Genomic DNA, 18,647 nt, shown 5'->3' with positions numbered 1-18,647 from the left:
TTGCAACGCAAACTTTTAAAGATAAAACAGATGCCGTTTTCGGCTATTTTTATCTTATCTTTTTTAATTTTTTATTACAATCTAAAAATCTCTTTAATTATAAATCATTTTTTTCTGTTTTAGATAAAAATTTATAAAAAAAATGCTAATTTTCAGCAGTATAAAAAAGTGTACAGTTTTGAAAACTGTACAAAAAAATGAACGCTTGTTAAATTTTTTATAAAAAAAATGGACATTTCGATTTTTTGCGTTATAAGAGTGATAAATAAAAAACAAAATAATTGCTTGTAGTACAGATAAATATAAAAATGACCTTTATTTTGGAGGTGAAAATAAAAGTTGGCACAATTCTTGCTTTATATGAAAGGACGGTAATTTTATACAAAACGGTTTTTCACTTTTCAGCAAAAAAGTGGAAAAAGAGGCAAAAATGGAAATTCTTGAAACGTATATAAAACAGATAGGGAAATATCCTCTTTTAAATGCAGAGCAGGAGAAAAAACTTTCTGAACAGATTGAAAAAGGAAGCGCGCAGGCTGTAAATCAACTTGTAAATTCAAATTTAAGGCTCGTTATAAGCATTGCTAGAAAATTTTTATGCACTTCAAAAAATTCGATAATGGATTTGATTCAGGAAGGAAATTTGGGACTTATGGCGGCGGCTTCGAAGTATCATTATTCTTTTAATACAAGATTTTCGACTTACGCATACAGCTGGATTTTGCAGTATATGCTTCGCTATGTTTATAACAAAACTTCAATGATTGCTCTTCCTCATCGAAAAGAAGAACTTTTACGTAAGGTTGTTGCTGCAAAAAACGAATACAAGCAGAATTCAAATCGCGAGCTTTCTGTTCCAGAACTTGCCGAAATCTGCGGAGCAACTCCTGAAGAGATAGAGTCAGCTCTTTCGTATTCTTATACAATTACAAGCATTGACATTGAAGCCTCTGAAGATGGAAATGTGACGATTGGAGATTTAATCGTGGATAACAGTTACAATCCTGAAATTGAATATCTGCGTGTCCATGAAAAAAATCAGATTAAAAAGATGGTTGACTCTCTTCCTGATTTTGAGCGCAAGGTTATTTATGGAAGATATAATTTTAAAAACGACCTGCATGTTCCGACTTTGCGCGAATTAAGCGCGGATTTGGGAGTGAGCGCAGAAACTGTCCGGCAGATGGAATTGAGGGCTATAAAGAAAATGAAAAAATATGCAGGCTCGTTGAATGAATTCAGTTTTGCCTGAAGTATTCCATAAGACAGAAAAATTGCTTATTATGAACAAAGATATAAATTCATCTTTGTTCCAATGAAAACTCAAAAAAACTCAAATTCACATTCAAAAAAAACTTCTGTGCGCCGCAGAAAAGTTAAAAAAGTTAAACTCGACAAAAACAAAGTGACGCTTTTGTGCGGAATTATTTTTTTGATTTGCTGTGTTTGCATTGCTGTAAATGTTTTGTCTCAAAGCGCAAAATCAAAAAATGTTGCGGAAATTGCAAAAAACGAAAAAAAAACAGAACAAAGGCCGCAAAATTTAAGTGAGTTAAACAAAAATCAAAAAAAGAAGGAAGTTTCTGATTCAAAAGAGTTAAAGAAATCTCCCGGTTTTGCCAAAAAAGACGAAAATTCTAAAAACGTAAATAAAACTTCTCAAAAGCAAAATGCGGATTCTAAAAAAAATCCTGTAAAATCTATAGAAAATACAAATAAAATTCAAACGGAAAATAAAAATATTCAAAAAACGAAGCCTGGAATCGAAAATAAAAGCAAAACTGTAGAAAATCTTGAAAAATCTAAAAAAAATGAGCAGATTCAAAGCACAGAAAAAAAACAGGATTTGCCGTTTTTAATTCCTCCGGCGCAAAATGGAGCGACTTTGGTTTTTGTAATTGACGATGCAGGAATGAACGCAGAGTATACAAAAAGATACGCCTCGCTGCCATTTCCGCTTACAATTGCCGTTTTGCCGAAACTTTTGCATTCAAAAGATTGCGCATACATTGTCCGTTCTTCTGGAAAGGAACTTATTTTGCACCAGCCGATGCAGTCTTTAAACCATAATCTTGACCCGGGACCTGGAAAAATCAGCGTTGACATGAGTTTTTCTCAAATCAGTTCAATCATAAATGAAAATCTGGCGGAAATCGGACCCGGTGTAAAAGGCTTGAATAACCACGAAGGAAGCGAAGTTACAGAAGATGTTTTGAGAATCGGGGCTGTTTTAGATGTTTGCCTTGAAAATAAAATTTATTTTTTGGACAGCAGAACGACTGCAAATACAAAGGCTCCTCAGGCTGCCCTTGAGCGCGATATGACGATTTTTGAAAAATCCGGACCTTATATCGACAATATCGTTTCGCGCGAGGCTATGCTCAAAGAAATATACAAATCTTTGGAAGCGGCAAACAAAAATGGCAGCGCGATTGTGATTGCTCACGTAGATAAAAGCGCAGAAATTTTGCCAAAACTTCTTGAACAGATGTATCCTTATCTGCTAAAAGCAGGCTATAGGTTTGCAACTCCTTCAACGCTTCGTTAAAATTAACGTGAAGAATTGGTATTTTGCTATTATTTGGAGAAATAAATGAAGGTTCTTGGAATTGAAAGTTCTTGTGATGAAACAGCTTGTGCCGTCGTTGAAGACGGAAAAACAATCTTGAGCAACGTTGTGGCTACTCAAATTCCTTTTCACCAGATTTATAAGGGCGTTGTGCCGGAAATTGCAAGCCGCAAGCACGCAGAGTGGATTTTGCCGGTTGTAAAACAGGCTTTAAAAGAAGCGGATTTAATCTTGGACGATATTGATGCCATTGCTTCGACAAATCGTCCTGGTCTTATGGGCGCTCTTTTGGTTGGCCTTACTTTTGGAAAAACTCTTGCCTGGGCAACAAATAAACCTTTTATTGCTATAAACCACATGCTCGGACATATGTATGCTGCTCATCTTGTAAACGATATTCCGTATCCTTATATTGGACTTTTGGTTAGCGGCGGACATTCGATTATTGCTAAGGTGAATGGTTTCGATGATCTTGAAGTTTTAGGAACTACGATTGACGATTCGATTGGCGAAGCCTTTGACAAGGTTTCAAAATTTTATGGGCTTGGCTATCCTGGCGGAGTGATTATCGACCGTCTTGCGCAGAAAGGGGAGCCTAAGGCGTTTAGTTTTCCTGTTCCAAAACTTGATAAGGGCGACGACCACCGTTATGACGTTTCGTTTAGCGGACTAAAAACAGCAGTAATTCATCAGGCGGATTTATTTTTAAAGCCTGGATATGAAAAAACAAACGAAAATATCTGCGCCGCTTTTCAGGAAACTGCCTGCAAGACGATTGTTTCGCGGCTTTTGCGTGCTGTTGACGACACCGGAATAAAAACTGTCGTTGCCGGAGGCGGAGTCGCCGCAAATTCAAGATTGCGCTCAATGCTTGCAGAACGCACCGATTTAAACTGCATATTTCCACCGTTAAAACTTTGTGGCGACAACGGAGCGATGATTGCTGGAGTTGCGTATCATTTCTTAAAACGCGGCGACACAAGCCCGATTGATACGACTGCGAGCGCCAGAATTCCGCAATTTAAGCGCGGATTAAAGAACCTGGAATTTTTTGGAAGACGTTAGAGGAATAACGTTCAGTAAAACGATACAAAAAACACCAAAAAGAGGAAAAAATGCGGAATTTAAAAGATTTGACATACGGAATTGTCGGTTTGGGAATAATGGGCGGATCAATTGCAAAAGCAATCCGTGAAAATATTTTGTGTCAAAGCGGTTCAACAGGAAAAATTTATGTTTGCAACAGAAGCACTTCCTGTCTTACTCAGGCTTTAAACGAAGGAGTTGCCGACAAAGCGTTTACTTCAAACGAATACGAAAAAATGCTTCCTGAGTGTGATTTTGTTTATGTCTGTCTTTATCCGCATGCGACGATTGATTTTTTGGAGCAAAACAAAAAATTTTTTAAGAGCGGTGCAATCGTTACTGATATTTCTGGTGTAAAAGGCATCTTTGAAAAATCTCTTCCAGAAATTTTGCGTCCTGACGTTGATTTTATAATCGGTCATCCGATGGCTGGCGGCGAAAAAGAAGGCTATGTCAATTCGACTGCAAAAATGTTCATAAATCATAATTATATTTTGTGTCCGCTTACTGAAAACAAGTCTGAAAATCTTGAAACAATGCGGAATTTTATTTCAGAAATCGGTTTTACCCGGATTACAGAAACGACTTGCGATATTCACGATTACAAAATCGGTTTTACAAGCCAGCTTTGCCACGTAATTGCATGTTCTCTTGTTGACAGCGCAAAAGACGAGCAAATTACAGCTTTTGGAGGAGGAAGTTTTGAAGATTTAACGAGAATTGCCATGATAAACGCTCCTCTTTGGACTGAACTTTTTATTTCAAATAAAGAAAAACTTGTCGGGCATATTGAAAATTTTGAAAATCAAATAAACAAATTCAAGAATGCAATAAAAAATGATGACAAAGACAGCCTTATGAAATTGATGGAAGAGAGCCGCGAAAAAAGAATAAAAATGGGTTCAATCAGAACCGTAGCAAAAAAATAGAGGATTTTTTTATGAAAGACAATTCAGTTTTAGACCGTGCAATCCGTCGTGTTCCAGATTTTCCTAAACCTGGAATTCTTTTTTATGATGTGACAAGTATTTTTACAAATCCGCAGGCATTTAAGTTTTGCCTTGATTTTTTTGAAGAAAAATATCGTCCGCTTGTAGAAAAAGGCGAAATCACGGCCATTGCAGGAGCAGAAAGCCGTGGATTTTTGTTCGCTGCTCCTCTTGCTGACAGACTTTCAATTCCGCTTATTTTAATTCGCAAAAAAGGAAAGCTTCCAGGCGAAGTTTACCGTCAGTCTTATGACCTTGAATACGGTTCTGCAGAAATCGAAATTCATAAAAGCGATGTAAAAACTTCTGACCGCATTCTTTTGATTGATGATTTGATTGCAACCGGCGGAACCTTAGATGCTGCTAAAAAACTTTTTGCAATGGCTGGAGCGGCAGTTGCGGAAATTGCAGGCGTAATCGGTCTTCCAGATTTGAATTATGAAAAAGTTTTGTCGCCGACTCCTGTAACGACACTTATAAATTATTACGGGGCATAAAATGCAAAAACAACAGATTGAATTTTATATCCGCACTGCAGAATTGTCAGATTTAGATTCTATTCAAAGAATCTATCAGTCAGCGCGGGATTTTATGAAGGCGAATGGAAATTCTACTCAGTGGGGAAATGACCGTCCCTACAAAGAAAATATTGAGTCAAATATCAATAAAAAAATTCAATTTGTCTGCTGTTATAAAAACGAAAATAACACTGAGGAAGTCGCAGGCACATTTTTGTTCATGCACGAAAAAGAGCCTTCCTATGACGACTTAAAAGACGGAAAGTGGCCGGAAAACACAGAAGATTATTGGTGCATTCACTCTGTCGCGTCCGGAATGAAGGTAAAAGGGGTTGCTTCGTTTATTTTTAGCTGGTGTGAAAATCAGCCCGGCGTAAAATGCATAAAAATTGATACTCATCGCAATAATCTTCCTATGCGGCATTTAGTCGAAAAAAACGGATATGTTTACTGCGGACACTGCTATTACTATGACGATGTAGAAACTGACGATGGAATTGTGCAGGATTTTGAACGGATTGCTTTTTGCAAGGTGCTGAAAAAATAAAACCGCACAGATTTGACATTGTGCGGTTTTGTAAAAACAAATTAGTTTTCAGATTCGTCTTTTTTAGGATTTTTATTTCCTCCGAGAAGGATATTTGTTAAAATTCCTAAAATAAGGGCGCATGCAACCGTACGAATTTCTACGGCTCCGATTTTTACGACCATTCCGCCGACACCTGTAATAAAGATTACCGAAGCTACAAAAAGATTTTTGTTTATGTTCAGGTCGACTTTCTGGAACATTTTAAATCCGGAAACTGCAATAAAACCGTAAAGAGCAACACAAACACCGCCCATTACGCAGTTTGGAATTGTCTCGAGGAATGCAACAAGCGGACTTATAAGAGAAAAGAGAATACACAAAATTGCGCAGCCCCAGATAGAAACTGTTGAAGCGTTGCGGGTGATTGCAACACAGCCGATTGACTCGCCGTAAGTTGTGTTAGGACAGCCGCCAAATGCCGTAGAAACGATTGTTCCAATTCCATCTCCTAAAAGAGTTCGTGTAAGTCCAGGCGTTTTAAGAAGATCTACGCCAATTATTGCAGAAAGGTTTTTGTGGTCTGCAAGATGTTCTGCAAAGACAACAAACGCAACTGGAACGTAGGCTGCAAAAATTGTAAGAAGGTAAGTTGGAGTTATTCCTTTTAAGCCTTCAATTCCTCCTGCTATAAAAGTAAATTTAGGAATTGCAAAAAAACTCTTTACTTCAAGCAAAGCATGGTAATTTATTACGGTAAGTGCCGGGTTTGAAGTTGTATAGCCGATAAGTGCAAAAATTGATGCTGCAAGGTAGCCTGCAAGAATTCCTATGATAAAAGGAATAAGACGGCCGATTTTTTTACCGTAAGATGAACATATCATTGTAACGGCGAGTGTAATAAGTCCGCAGATTAGCGCAACGTATGTGCTTCCGCCTTCGACCGAAGTTTTCATAAGGTCGCTGACAGCATTCGCAGAAAGGCTTAGACCGATTATGGAAACTGTTGGACCGATGATTACCGGTGGCATAAGCCGGTCAATCCATTTTACACCGCAGCATTTTACGATTATTGCGATAATTACATAAACCAGACCTGCCATTACAGCACCGATAATAAGTCCCCAATAACCGACTGTAACAGAAGCAGCTCCGCCAAAAGCGCTGAACATTGAGCCGATAAAAGCGAATGAACTTCCCAAAAATACAGGACTTGAGCTTTTTGTGAACAGAAGGTAAACAAACGTTCCGACTCCGGCGCCGAAAAGGGCCGCAGAGGCGCTAAGTCCGTTTCCAACGATTGCAGGAACTGCGATTGTCGCCGCCATTATTGCAAGCAGCTGCTGAAGCGCAAAAAGGATTACTTTTCCTAAGCTTGGTCTGTCCTTGATTCCATAAATCAATTCCATTTTTTTTCTCCAAAAAATTTAAAAAATAAGGTTGATGTAAATATTTTTTTCAACATCATCTAATTTTATTAAAAAAAAAGACCAGGTTTTAATAAACCCGGTCTTTCGGTAAGTTTACATATTAAACTTATTTAGATTCAACTTTTACACCGTAGATACGTGTACCAGAAGCTTTGATTGTGTAAGCACCAGCTGCTGCTGCATCGAATACGAGTTCTGATTTTGCATCCTGACCGAGATTGTCTACAGAAGCAATCATAGCACCGCTTGGATCAAATACGCCAAATACACGGGCTGGAGTAGCATCGCCGTTTCCAGAGATTGTCAATGTAACTTTTGCAGGAGCTTTTACAACTACTTCGAATGCAGCCTGGAAAACATCTTTGATATTGTCTTTATTAGAAGCTGCTTTGTTCTGAAGGTAGATAGCTGTTCCAAGGTCTTCAGTCTTGAATTTTGCTTTTCCTGCAACTGCGGCAAATTCTGCGTCCAATGGATTAGAAACTGGGTCAAGAATGAAACGATCATCGATTACTGTATCGTTTGTACCAATATCTGAAAGTGGAATAGATTTCCATTCCCATACAGAAGCGTTTCCTGAGGCTGCTGGTACAGCTGCTGGAGCTGAAGCCTCTGAAGAAGCTCCTGATGTAGATCCACAAGATGCGAGCATTGCAACTGCTGCAAGTGCTGCGATAGCTGTTGTTACTTTTGTAACTAATTTCATTTTTATATCTCCTCCTTAATTGAGATATTTATATTCTAATCTTCCTTTAACAATTTTTCCTGTCTTTATTTTGTAAAATTACGATATTTTACCGTTTTTTAACGTTGCAGATTGTTAAAGCCTGGTACAATCGGTGCAGAGAATCTTTTTTTCATCTGCGCGAAAAACTCATCGGCGGTTTTATCATCAACTGGCGCTGGAGGTTCATAGTATTTTACAAGGCTTGAAGGAATTTCTTCAAGAAAACGGCTAGGTGTACATTCAACGACAGACTGCATGTGCCTTCGCTTTAAGCATGATGAAATGTAAAGTTTGTCTCTCGCACGCGTAATTGCAACATAAAAAAGCCTTCTTTCTTCTTCGACGGCCGCATTTCCGCCTTCGTCAACTGCGCGTCCGTGGGGAATAAGTCCTTCTTCGCAGCCGATTATAAAAACGACCGGAAATTCAAGTCCTTTTGAAGCGTGAATCGTCATAAGGTTGACTTTTCCGTGATCCTCTTCGTCGTCCATGTCGTCGCGCGACAAAAGCGTGATTCTGTTTAAATAATTGTAAAGAGTCGGATCTTGAGTTTCCGGGTTGTTTTCCCACATTTCGATTGAATTGATTAAGGACTCGATATTTAGAAACTTGAATCTGGCTGCTTTTTCTGATTTTGGATTTTCTGAAATAAGATAGTCAAAATAGTGGATGTCTTCGACCATTTTGCGCACTTTTTTTGAAAGTCCGTGTCCGCCTAGCATGCTTTTGTTTGAATCTATAATATCTATAAAGTCCTTGAGAGAATCTTTAGTTCCCTCAGAAAAATCAAGTCCATCGTCTATTCCGTATTTTGACGGAGAGGTTTGCATAAAAAGGTCTGCTTCGTCTTCCGGAACTTCAAGAAGAGATTTTATGGCTTCGTAAAGCGAGCAGCTCAAATTTTTTGCAATTTGATTTAATTTTTCAATTGTCGCCCGTCCGATTCCCCGTCTTGGCGCATTTATAATCCTTAAAAGATTCACATCGTCGTCGTGGTTGGAAATTACGCGGAGATACGAGATTATGTCTTTTATTTCTTTTCGTTGAAAGAATGAAGTTCCGCCGCTCATCGTATAAGGAATGTTTTCCTGCAAAAAGGCTTCTTCAATTGCGCGCGACTGAGTGTTTGCCCTCAATAAGACGCAAAAATCGTCATATTTGCGTTTTTCTTCGGCAGAAATCGCCTGAATTGTTTCTACAACAAAGTCTGCTTCGGCTGTTTCGTTGTCCGGACTATAAACTTCAATCGGCTTGCCTTCTCCTTTTCCAGACCAGAGCTGCTTGTCCTTTCGGTTTGTGTTGTGCTTGATTACTCCGTTTGCCGCCGCAAGAATTGTTCCTGTCGAGCGGTAATTTTGCTCGAGGCGGATTTCTTTTACAGCAGGAAAGTCTTTTTCAAAATTGACTATGTTTTGGTAGTCTGCTCCTCGCCATGAATAAATGCTCTGATCGTCATCTCCAACGACCGCAACGTTCCGGTCTGCAAGAAGATGCATCATTTCGTACTGCTGGTGACTCGTGTCCTGGAATTCGTCTACCATTATGTATTTGTAGCGCTGTTTGTAGCTTGCAAGAATTTCTGGAAATTCCTTAAAAAGGCGGATTGGAAGAACAATCAAGTCGTCAAAATCAACGGCATTGTAGAGCTTTAGACCTTCCTGGTAGCCCTCGTATAGTTCGCGGTACATTTCGTTTTCCGCGTTCCACTGTTTGCGCCCGGTTTTTATGTCCGAAATTAAAATTCCGATTTTGTAAATGTCGAGAGCTTCGGGCGAATAGCGCAGTTCCCGGCCAGTTTCTTTTATGAGCGCATTGCGGTCTGTTTCGTCATAAATTGAAAAATTTTCGCGCCAGCCGAGTTTTGAAATGTCCTGCCTTAAAACTTTTACTCCGAATGCGTGAAATGTCGAAATCGTAAGAAGGGGAAGCTTTTTTCCGGTAAGTTCCTTGATACGTTCAACCATTTCTTTTGCGGCCTTGTTTGTAAAGGTGAGCGCAAGAATCTGGCTTTGAGGAACTCCGGAATCGAGCATATGGGCGATTCTAAAGGTGATTACGCGGGTTTTTCCTGAACCTGCTCCGGCAATAATCAAAATTGGGCCGTTTATAGTCATTACGGCTTCGTATTGTTCCGGGTTTAATTCGTTTTTGAGGTCTGATAAATCTGTAGCCATAGGAATATGAAGTTTAGTATTTTTTTTGATTTTTGGGTATTGCCTAAAGTTTTTTATCAGACGGAAAGTTGAATTTTATTGACAGAAAATCTTAGCCCGGATATTAGCCCCAAAGTTGCGGAGCAATGGAGCGTAAGCGAAAGGGCGGTTAGCCGGATAAGATGGTGGCATGCGCTCCTTATTTTTTTGATTTTTGCCTTGAAATAAATAAGGGGTATTTTAAATCCGTTTTGTAAAAAATTATTTTGGGTTTATAATTGGCTTATGCTTACTGATTTTAAATTAAAGCTTTTTTTTAAAAGACATAATTTTGTGTCAAAGATGATTGTTGATGAGATTTTGACAGATATGAGGCGTCCAAAATCCGAAAACCGCGGAATGGATATGAGCCGGACATGGATGCTTCCGCCTTCGAAAAATCCCGAAAATGAGAAGGTTATTGTGATTGATGCCGGCGGAACAAATTTTAGAAGTTGTCTTGTCAGTTTTGACGGTTCTGGAAATGCGGAAATTTCGGACTTCAAGAAAAGTTTTATGCCAGCGACCGAAAAAGAATATTCTAAGGATGAATTTTTTAGCGCGATTGCTGACAGAATTGAATATTTGAAAGGCAAGGCTGAGAAAATCGGTTTTTGTTTTTCATATTCGCTTGATATGACTCCGGAGCACGACGCAATTCCAAATGCCTTTAGCAAAGAGTTTAAGGCGAGGAGCGTTCTTGGCTGTCCTGTCGGAAAATGCCTTAAAGATGAACTTGAAAAACGCGGCTGGAAAGTCAGCAAAATTTCTGTAATAAACGACACTGTCGGCGCTCTTCTTGCCGGAAAGGTAAAGGAGAAGAATGCTGGTTCTTACATCGGCTTTATTCTTGGGACCGGAATGAACGCGGCCTTTGTTGCTCCTGAAGGAAATATCTGGGACGAAAAAGGGCAGAGTCAGATTATTGTCTGCGAAAGCGGAAAATGCAACAGTTTTAAGCTCAGCGATTTTGACATTGATGCAGACAAAAGAACTGCGATTCCTGTTCAGTTTCCTTTGGAAAAATGTTGCAGCGGCGCATATTTGGGAAACACCTGCCTTTCTTTTTTGAAATTTGCGGCGAATGAAAATCTTTTTTCTAAAAAAGCGGCTGAAAATTTAAAAAAACTGGCTTTGCTTTCTACAATTGACGCGGATAATTTTTTGAACGGCTTTGATGAAAAATTGCAGGAAAAAAACGAAAATCCTGTCGAAAAATGCTGTTTTACAGAAAAAGACAGAAAACTTGCCTTTAAGCTTTTGGATTCCGCTGTAGACAGATGCGCGCATTATGCGGCTTCGATTTTGGCTGCAAACCTTATTGCGACAGAAAAAGGTAAAATTGAAGGAAATTCTCCTGCAAAAAAAGTATGTATCGTCTGCAACGGAACAACTTTTTACAAAACTCATAGACTTAAGGAGCGGACAGAAAAATATCTTTTTGATTATGCATACAAAAAATGCGGAATTTCTTATAAAACAGTTTGTGTTGAGAATGATATTACTTTAGGAACTGCGGTTGCCGCTTTGATTTAAGGCTTGTCTGCAAAATCGAAAAATGAAAAGACTTTTTTTTGCTTTAGTTTGTGTTTTTGTTTCTTGTTTTTCTGTCTTTGCCCGTGGCGGATGCATGAGCGGAACAAAGGGCGGTTTGAATGAAATACAGACGCGGTATTTTGATATTATTTTTCCTGACAGTTGTATGCAAACTGCTCAAAAAATTGCCGCTGTCTGCGATTCGTATTATGAGGAAATCGCTTCAGACTTTGGTTACGAGCCTTACCAGAGATTTCCTGTTTCGATAACTGACCAGGTTGAGGCGGTAAATGCCTATTTTTCGATGGCGCCGTACAATCAGATTGTTCTTTATGACACAGAAATGGATTACGAGCTTGATATGAACGAAAAAAGCGTAGAGGCAATGTTTTATCATGAATTGGTTCATGCAGTTTCGCTCAATTCCAAATCTCCGTTTTGGCGGGGGATGTCGGTTTTTGCGGATTTTTTTACTCCGGCAGGAATTTCACTTACTTCTTTTTGGTTTGAAGGAGCGGCAGTTGCTTTTGAAAGCCAGAAAAAAGGCGGAAGGCTGAACGATCCGTTCTTTACTCAAAAAATTGCTGCGGCAAAACTAAAATCTCTCTCGGGCAAAAAAAAATTCCCTTCGTGGCGCGATGTTAGCGGAGCAAGGGATATTTTTCCGTACGGAAACGATGCGTATATTTTTGGCTCTCATTTTGCCAGATATTTGATTCAAAAATACGGAAAAGAAAAATATGCGCAGTTTTGGAAAAACGCTGGAAGCAAAACCGATTTTTCTTTTTGCGCCGGCATTTTTTATAAAACTTTTGGATTAAAACTTGACGAAGCCTGGAACGATTTTTACGAAAACCTTTGGGTTCCAAAAATCGACTTTGACGATTACAATGAATTTATTTCTGCGGAAAATTCAGTTTTTTTTAAAGGCGGAAAAAAATCTCTTGTAAAAACGCTGGATTCTTTTTTTGACGGACAAACCGGCGAGTGGAAAACTGTCTGGTTCGATTTTTTTTCAAACACGGTTTATCTTGATTCAAAAAAACTTTTTACTGCAAAAAATGTTCAAAAATTGCGTTTTTCAGATGACGGAACGAAAATTTTTGTAAACAGGCTTGCCGGCAGTTCAAACATAAAAGTAGAAGATTTTGAATATGATCTAAAGTCCAAAAAAAAACAGAAAATTGAGCACAGCCGCGAAAATTTTGAAAAAACGCACGGTCTGATTCCTGTAAAAAACGGTCTTTCCTGGAGCCTTTTGTACGAGGATCAAAAAGGAAGAAAGGCTGAATGGACGTTCGGCGATAGAATTATTCACAACGTTCATTTTGAAAAGGAAGAAAACTGCGTTCTAAGTTTTGTCTTTGTCTGGGCAAAAATGGAAAGCCAGAGCCTTGCACGGCTTGGAAAAATTTTTATTGATAAAAATACATTGAATGCAAGAATTGAGTTGCTTTCAAAAGACAGCGCTGTGTTTTTTATCGAGGCTGTGCCTTGCAAAGACGGTTTTTTAGTCATAAACGAAGAATACGATTCAAATCCGCTGCACTTTGTAAAAATTGACAAAAATGACTGGCAGGAATTTGTTCCGGTTGAGAGTAAAATACTTCCTGAGCAAAACATTTTTTTTGAAAAGTCGGATTTTTCTGAAAAAACAGAAGCTTTTGAACCGGAAAGCCGTGAAAATTTTTTGACAGAAGAAAAGTTTGAGAAAACAAAATACAGTCCGGCAAAATATTTTTTTAACGGCGCTTTTCTTCCTGTTGGAACAGCAAAAACTTATAATCACGATTTTGAAATTGACGATGACTTTATTTGGGGCGCAACTTTTATAACTTCGACTCCGTGGACAGATAAAATTACGGTTTTGTCGGCAGGTTTTGATTTGCTTTTGCAGCATTTTGCCCTTGAAGGTTCAATTTCAGGGGGAAATGACTGTTTTAATTATGCTTTCTGCGGAGATGTTTGTTTTGATTCTTCTGGATTTAAGAATTCATATTTAAATTCGGCTGTCACAAAGGTTTTTTGGCAGGGATTTTATTCAATTTTTTCGTCTGGACTTAGTTTTACCTGGGTTTCTGGAACTGAAAAAACATCTTCTGAAGGAAAAATTCTGGTTGACGGAAAAACAGAAACTGATGAATATCGGCGCACTGGAAATTCAGTTGACGGAAAAATATTCCTGAATTTTTCGACTGTCCGAAGTTTTGGTCCTAAACATTCTCAAAAAACTGGATTTTATTTTAAGCCCTTTGTCGATTTTGAGAAAACTGCAATTTCGTACGATTTTGATTGTTTTGGAAAAATTTATGATGAAAATGAAAAATATTTGAATTGCGGGACGGAAACTCAAATTTTTGTTCCGTTTTTTCTTCCTGTTAAGCTGAAAGCCGCAATTTTTCCTTCTAAAAAATATTTTGCTTCCGGGGATGCTTGCATTGAGCTTTTTTCGCATGAAATTCAAAAAGGAATTCCGGCAGTTTCGGTTTATGTCCAGCATTTTGCCTTAAAAATGTCATATTCCGCAAATGTAAAATATGAACCGGAAGAGTTTTTTGCTGTAAAACGCACCTTTAAGATTGCAGAAAACCTAAAATACGAAGATTTTTCGGACAGTCTGGGTTTTTCCGGAGAAATTACTTTTGCTCCAAATACGAGTTATTTTGCTTCATCTTCAAGTAATTTTACTCTCGGCGCTTACATAAATTATTTGTTGAGAACAGATAAAAATTCAAAATGGAAAGCCGGTTTTTATGCGGTTTTTTCAAATATTGCGTGGTAATAAAAAATAAGTTAAACTTAAAGCATTGGATTGTCTGCCAAAAAATATGCGAATTGAATTTATTTTATTGGGCAGCGGCATTTTTATATTTTAAAAAGAATTAAAAAATCAAAAATAAGTGATTTTGGGCGGGGAAAATGGCAAGAAGTCGTGGAGTCGGAAAGTCAATAGCATTGCTTTTTTTAATTTTGGCAATTATTCTTGGCGGACTTTTGTGGTTTGATTATCTTGGAATAATCAAGGCAAAGTCTATTTTTGCTCCGGTTTATAAACTTTTTGGACTTCAGCCTCAGACTTCTGTTTCTGCGACTTCATCAAAGCCGTTGCAGGCAAATTTAGAAGACGACAGGCTTGCAAAAAGGCTTGAAGCCCTCGAAATTCGCAGTCAGGAACTCGACAAAAGAGAATCGGACATTGCACGCTCAGAAACCGCAAACGAGGCGATTGCGCGCGAACTGGAAGACAGGCAAAAATCTCAAGAAGAAAGAGAAAAAACATTCAACAATGAGGTCAAAAAGTACGATGATAGAAATACAAACATCGAACAAATTTCGACCTATTTGCAGAATATGCCGCCAAAAACGGCAGTTGAGCAGCTTCTCGGAATGGACGATCAGGATATAATCGACATTTTCCGAAAAACAGATGCCCAGGCGTTAGCTTCAAACACTGTCTCTATGACTTCTGTATGGCTTATGAATATGCCTTCGGAAAGAGCTGCTATAATTCAGCGAAAAATGGCGAGCAAGCCGGAAAAACTCGACTGAGCCTGCCTTTTTATCTAAAAAGGCAAAAATCGGAACTTTTTTAGGTGTTTGATTTACGACCGGAGGTTCTGATTATGCAGGGCATTCAACTTGATTCTTTTGTGCCTCAAATTCAGACAAAGCAAATCTCTGCCCAAAAATTTTCTGGAGAAGGCGAATCGTTTTTAGAAATGGTTCATTCTCAGCAGAGCAAAATCAAAGAAACTTCAAAAGAAAAAAGCTTAGGTTTGAGGGCGGATTCTGATTCTGAAAAAGACGAAAAACTCGAAAAATCTGAAAAATCTTCGTCAGAAAACAAAAATGCAGAAAATGCAGTTCTGGCTTTGCTAAAAAATTCTCAACCAGAAGAAATTCCTGCCGAAAAAATAGATTTAACTGACGAGCTAAAAAATCTTTCGCTCAAAGATTCTCTTGAATTTGAAAAAACTGAAAAAAATCAAATTTCTCAGAAGCAATTCAAATGGCTGAAAACTCCTGTTGTAAAAAATATTTCAGAAACAGACGAAATTGAAGAAATGTCTTCCGAGGATTTTGCGGAACTTATCGACAGTGCCATTGAATTTATTCCGGGACAAGCAAGCGACGAGGAACTTTTGGAAAAAGCGCAGAATCTTGCCTTAAAAGATCCTGAAATGTTTCTTAAAAACGCGGAAAATCTTTCAGAAATTCAGGGTGAAACGGTTGTTTTGAACGAAGAATTGAAATTTTCTAAAAATAATTCACAACTTTCTGATGAAAACAAAGAAAACTTAAAACAGACAAAAAAATCTGCAAAAATTCAGGTGACTGATTTGCGGACAGAAAAAATCGATTCAAAATCCGCTGAAATTCAGGTTGAAAAAACAAAAGAACGCAAGGATTTTAATCTTGCTTATAAAAAGCAGAACGAAAATACCGTTCAGATTACAATGGATTTTTCGAATTCTGTAAATCAGAACATAACTGCTTCTGACACTCAGAGCGCCGCTGCAAACGGGTCAACTTTTCAAAATATGCTTTCAAATGCAATTCAGGCAAATGCGCCGGATTTTGTAAAGGCAGGAAATATCGTTTTGCGCGACAATAATACCGGAAGCATAAATCTTGTAATGCATCCGGAAAAACTCGGAAATGTAAAAATCGCCTTAAATCTTTCGGACAAAACAGTTTCGGCTTCGATAACTGTTCACTCGCAGGAAGCTTATAATGCTGTAAAAGACAGTATTGCCGCTCTTAAAAATGCTTTTGCCGGCAGTGGCTTTGAAACCGGAGAATTCAACTTGAATTTTGCAAACCAGGGCGGTCAGTTTGCGCAAAATCACGAACAAAATTCACAAAACGGACAGTCGCAGTTTTTTGCAAACCGGGTTTATTCAGAATATACAGCGGACGGAGGGGCACTTGCTGATGAGAAAGTTGCCCGCTACGTTGAGAATAACAGTTATGCTGTGAATATTGTTGCATAATTGCTGCTGATTTTTACAAAAAACTAAACTGAAGAAAAATTTTGCCGAAAAATTTTATAAATGCTTGCAGAAAGCTGGGAGAAAAAAATGAGTTTTACAACAACAATGAATGCGACAGAAAAGTTTCAGATTCAAAATGCAGTTGATTCATTTAACAAAACTTTGACTGTAAACGGTCGTAAAACCAGTAACGAATTAGGAAAAGATGATTTTTTGAAGATTCTGATTGCTCAGCTTTCAAATCAGGATCCGACAAATCCTCTTGAAAATACAGACTTTATTGCTCAGATGGCGCAATTTAGTTCTTTGGAACAGATGACGAATATGAGCCAGGGCTTTGAAAAAATGGCAGGACTTATCAATTCCAGCGAAGCCCAGTCAATGCTCGGAAAAACAGTTGAGGTTGAAGCGGGCGATGTTGCGGTAAAAGGTCAGGTTGAGGCGGCAACAAGAGGAAGTCAGCCGCAGGTTCTTGTAAACGGCATGTATTATAGCATGGATAAGATAAAAGCAATTTACGGCATTTAATGCCAGTTTTTACGGTTGCACAATAAAAAAATTAAATAACTGTACCAACCTTTGACGGTACATTGAACGAGGGTAGATATATGATGAGATCACTTTATTCGGGCGTTTCTGGCCTTCAGAACCACCAGACGAGAATGGATGTAATCGGTAACAACGTTTCCAACGTAAACACAACAGGTTTTAAACGCGGCCGTGTTAATTTTCAGGACATGATAAGCCAGCAGATGGCTGGAGCTGCAAAACCGACAGAAGAAAAGGGCGGTGTAAATCCTAAGGAGGTCGGTCTTGGAATGACAGTTGCTTCAATCGACACTGTATTTACACAGGGAAATCTTCAGTCAACAGGAATTGCAACAGACCTTGCCATTCAGGGAAACGGCTTCTTTCTCGAAAAAAACGGTGAAAAATCATACTACACTCGTGCCGGAGCTTTTTCTCTCGACAGCGATGGAACTCTCGTAAATCCGGCAAACGGTTTTAAAGTACAGGGATATATGGCCCGCGAGATTAACGGCGAAATGGTTCTCCAGACATCTGCCACACCGGAAGACCTTGTAATTCCTGTAGGCTCAAAAGATCCTGCAAAGGCAACCGCTTCTGTAAAATATGCTTGCAACCTTAACAAAAATACGCCAGAAATTCAGGAAGGAGCTAATGCGGCTGACATTGCAAAGGGAACTTGGTCAATCGAAGAAAAAGTTTATGACAGTTTCGGAAATACACACCTTCTTACAATTAATCTTACCCGCGTTCCTGGAGTGCCAAATCAATGGCGTGCAGAAGTGAATGTTGATGCAAATAATGCCGACTTTACTCAGACTCGCGTTGGACTTGGAACAACAGACGGAGTTGGCAATACTTTTCTTGTAAATTTCGATAATACTGGAACTCTCCAGTCAGTAACAGACGAAGCTGGAAATCTTACAAATCCTACGGGCGAAGTAATCCTTCAGGCAAGTTACACTGTACCTGGAGCAAATCCAAACGAAGATGGAACTCCATACCGTCAGACAATGGATATTAATCTCGGAACAATTGGCAGCCAGAAAAATACCATTACGCAGAGCGCTTCTCCTTCATCAACAAAGGCTTTCTTTCAGGACGGCTACACGATGGGTTATCTTGAAAACTTCAAAATCGATTCGTCAGGAATTATTACAGGAGTTTATTCAAACGGTTCTAGCCGCACAATAGGACAGCTTGCATTGGCAACTTTTTCAAATCAGAATGGACTTGAAAAAGCTGGTGAAAATACTTATGTAGAAAGTAATAACTCAGGTCTTGCTAACATCGGTATTTCGGGAATTGCCGGAAAAGGCAGTCTTCTTGCTGGGGCGCTCGAAATGTCAAACGTAGACCTTTCAGAACAGTTTACCGATATGATTGTTACACAGCGTGGCTTCCAGTCAAATGCAAAAACTATTCAGACTGCTGATACCTTGCTCGAAACAGTTCTTTCTCTTAAACGCTAGCAATAAATAATTAAAAATCATAGGGCTGTCCTTGATGAAGTTTTATAGCTTTTAGGACAGCCTTTTTTTTATGCAGGCGG

15 protein-coding genes are annotated in these 18,647 nt (G+C 38.7%); 12 read left to right on the top strand and 3 right to left on the bottom strand.

All coding sequences use genetic code 11. The features are described 5' to 3' along the window. The first annotated feature begins 430 nt into the window (after positions 1-430). The 6 genes from B2X33_RS05395 to B2X33_RS05370 all read left to right on the top strand — a co-directional run bounded on the left by B2X33_RS05395 (position 431) and on the right by B2X33_RS05370 (position 5,709). Positions 431-1,252, top strand: a complete 822-nt coding sequence (locus B2X33_RS05395; RefSeq protein WP_296668178.1) for a sigma-70 family RNA polymerase sigma factor — start codon at positions 431-433, stop codon at positions 1,250-1,252. A gap of 63 nt (positions 1,253-1,315) precedes the next feature. Then, entirely contained in the window at positions 1,316-2,548 is a 1,233-nt protein-coding gene (locus B2X33_RS05390) for a divergent polysaccharide deacetylase family protein (protein ID WP_296668177.1), read from the top strand. A 45-nt stretch (positions 2,549-2,593) separates the two neighbouring features. Then, entirely contained in the window at positions 2,594-3,634 is a 1,041-nt protein-coding gene (gene tsaD, locus B2X33_RS05385) for a tRNA (adenosine(37)-N6)-threonylcarbamoyltransferase complex transferase subunit TsaD (RefSeq protein WP_296668175.1), read from the top strand. Between the two features lie 50 nt (positions 3,635-3,684). Next, a complete protein-coding gene (locus tag B2X33_RS05380; protein WP_296019965.1) occupies positions 3,685-4,584 on the top strand; it encodes a prephenate dehydrogenase in 900 nt (299 codons plus the stop codon). A gap of 11 nt (positions 4,585-4,595) precedes the next feature. Further along, positions 4,596-5,141: an adenine phosphoribosyltransferase gene (locus B2X33_RS05375; RefSeq protein ID WP_296668173.1), complete on the top strand. Its 546-nt coding sequence runs from the start codon at positions 4,596-4,598 to the stop codon at positions 5,139-5,141. Position 5,142: 1 nt separating this feature from the next. Further along, positions 5,143-5,709 (top strand): GNAT family N-acetyltransferase, encoded by a 567-nt coding sequence (locus B2X33_RS05370; RefSeq protein WP_296668163.1) that lies wholly within the window; start codon positions 5,143-5,145, stop codon positions 5,707-5,709. A 41-nt stretch (positions 5,710-5,750) separates the two neighbouring features. On the opposite strand, the gene B2X33_RS05365 is transcribed toward B2X33_RS05370, so the two are convergent. The 3 genes from B2X33_RS05365 to B2X33_RS05355 all read right to left on the bottom strand — a co-directional run bounded on the left by B2X33_RS05365 (position 5,751) and on the right by B2X33_RS05355 (position 10,019). Next, a complete protein-coding gene (locus tag B2X33_RS05365; RefSeq protein WP_296668162.1) occupies positions 5,751-7,097 on the bottom strand; it encodes a uracil-xanthine permease family protein in 1,347 nt (448 codons plus the stop codon). A gap of 127 nt (positions 7,098-7,224) precedes the next feature. Beyond that, entirely contained in the window at positions 7,225-7,824 is a 600-nt protein-coding gene (locus tag B2X33_RS05360; protein ID WP_296668160.1) for a pre-peptidase C-terminal domain-containing protein, read from the bottom strand. A gap of 98 nt (positions 7,825-7,922) precedes the next feature. Beyond that, positions 7,923-10,019: an ATP-dependent helicase gene (locus B2X33_RS05355; protein ID WP_296019953.1), complete on the bottom strand. Its 2,097-nt coding sequence runs from the start codon at positions 10,017-10,019 to the stop codon at positions 7,923-7,925. A gap of 321 nt (positions 10,020-10,340) precedes the next feature. Between B2X33_RS05355 and B2X33_RS05350 the strand changes: the two genes are divergently transcribed. From B2X33_RS05350 to flgE, 6 genes are all read left to right on the top strand, one after another. Continuing rightward, a complete protein-coding gene (locus B2X33_RS05350) occupies positions 10,341-11,573 on the top strand; it encodes a hexokinase family protein (RefSeq protein ID WP_296668181.1) in 1,233 nt (410 codons plus the stop codon). 22 nt (positions 11,574-11,595) lie between these two features. Then, positions 11,596-14,355, top strand: a complete 2,760-nt coding sequence (locus B2X33_RS05345) for a hypothetical protein (protein WP_296668158.1) — start codon at positions 11,596-11,598, stop codon at positions 14,353-14,355. A 137-nt stretch (positions 14,356-14,492) separates the two neighbouring features. Next, entirely contained in the window at positions 14,493-15,122 is a 630-nt protein-coding gene (locus tag B2X33_RS05340) for a periplasmic-type flagellar collar protein FlbB (protein WP_296019947.1), read from the top strand. 74 nt (positions 15,123-15,196) lie between these two features. Continuing rightward, entirely contained in the window at positions 15,197-16,567 is a 1,371-nt protein-coding gene (locus B2X33_RS05335) for a flagellar hook-length control protein FliK (protein WP_296668156.1), read from the top strand. A gap of 87 nt (positions 16,568-16,654) precedes the next feature. After that, complete coding sequence (gene flgD / locus B2X33_RS05330; protein WP_296019942.1) at positions 16,655-17,095, top strand: flagellar hook assembly protein FlgD; 441 nt, start codon at positions 16,655-16,657, stop codon at positions 17,093-17,095. A gap of 80 nt (positions 17,096-17,175) precedes the next feature. Beyond that, positions 17,176-18,567 (top strand): flagellar hook protein FlgE, encoded by a 1,392-nt coding sequence (gene flgE / locus B2X33_RS05325; protein ID WP_296668154.1) that lies wholly within the window; start codon positions 17,176-17,178, stop codon positions 18,565-18,567. The last annotated feature ends 80 nt before the right edge of the window (positions 18,568-18,647 follow it).

The organism is Treponema sp. UBA785 (assembly GCF_002297065.1).
GTDB lineage: Bacteria > Spirochaetota > Spirochaetia > Treponematales > Treponemataceae > Treponema_D.
Note: the sequence above shows the minus strand (reverse complement) of the source record. Positions and strands in the feature narration are given on the sequence as shown.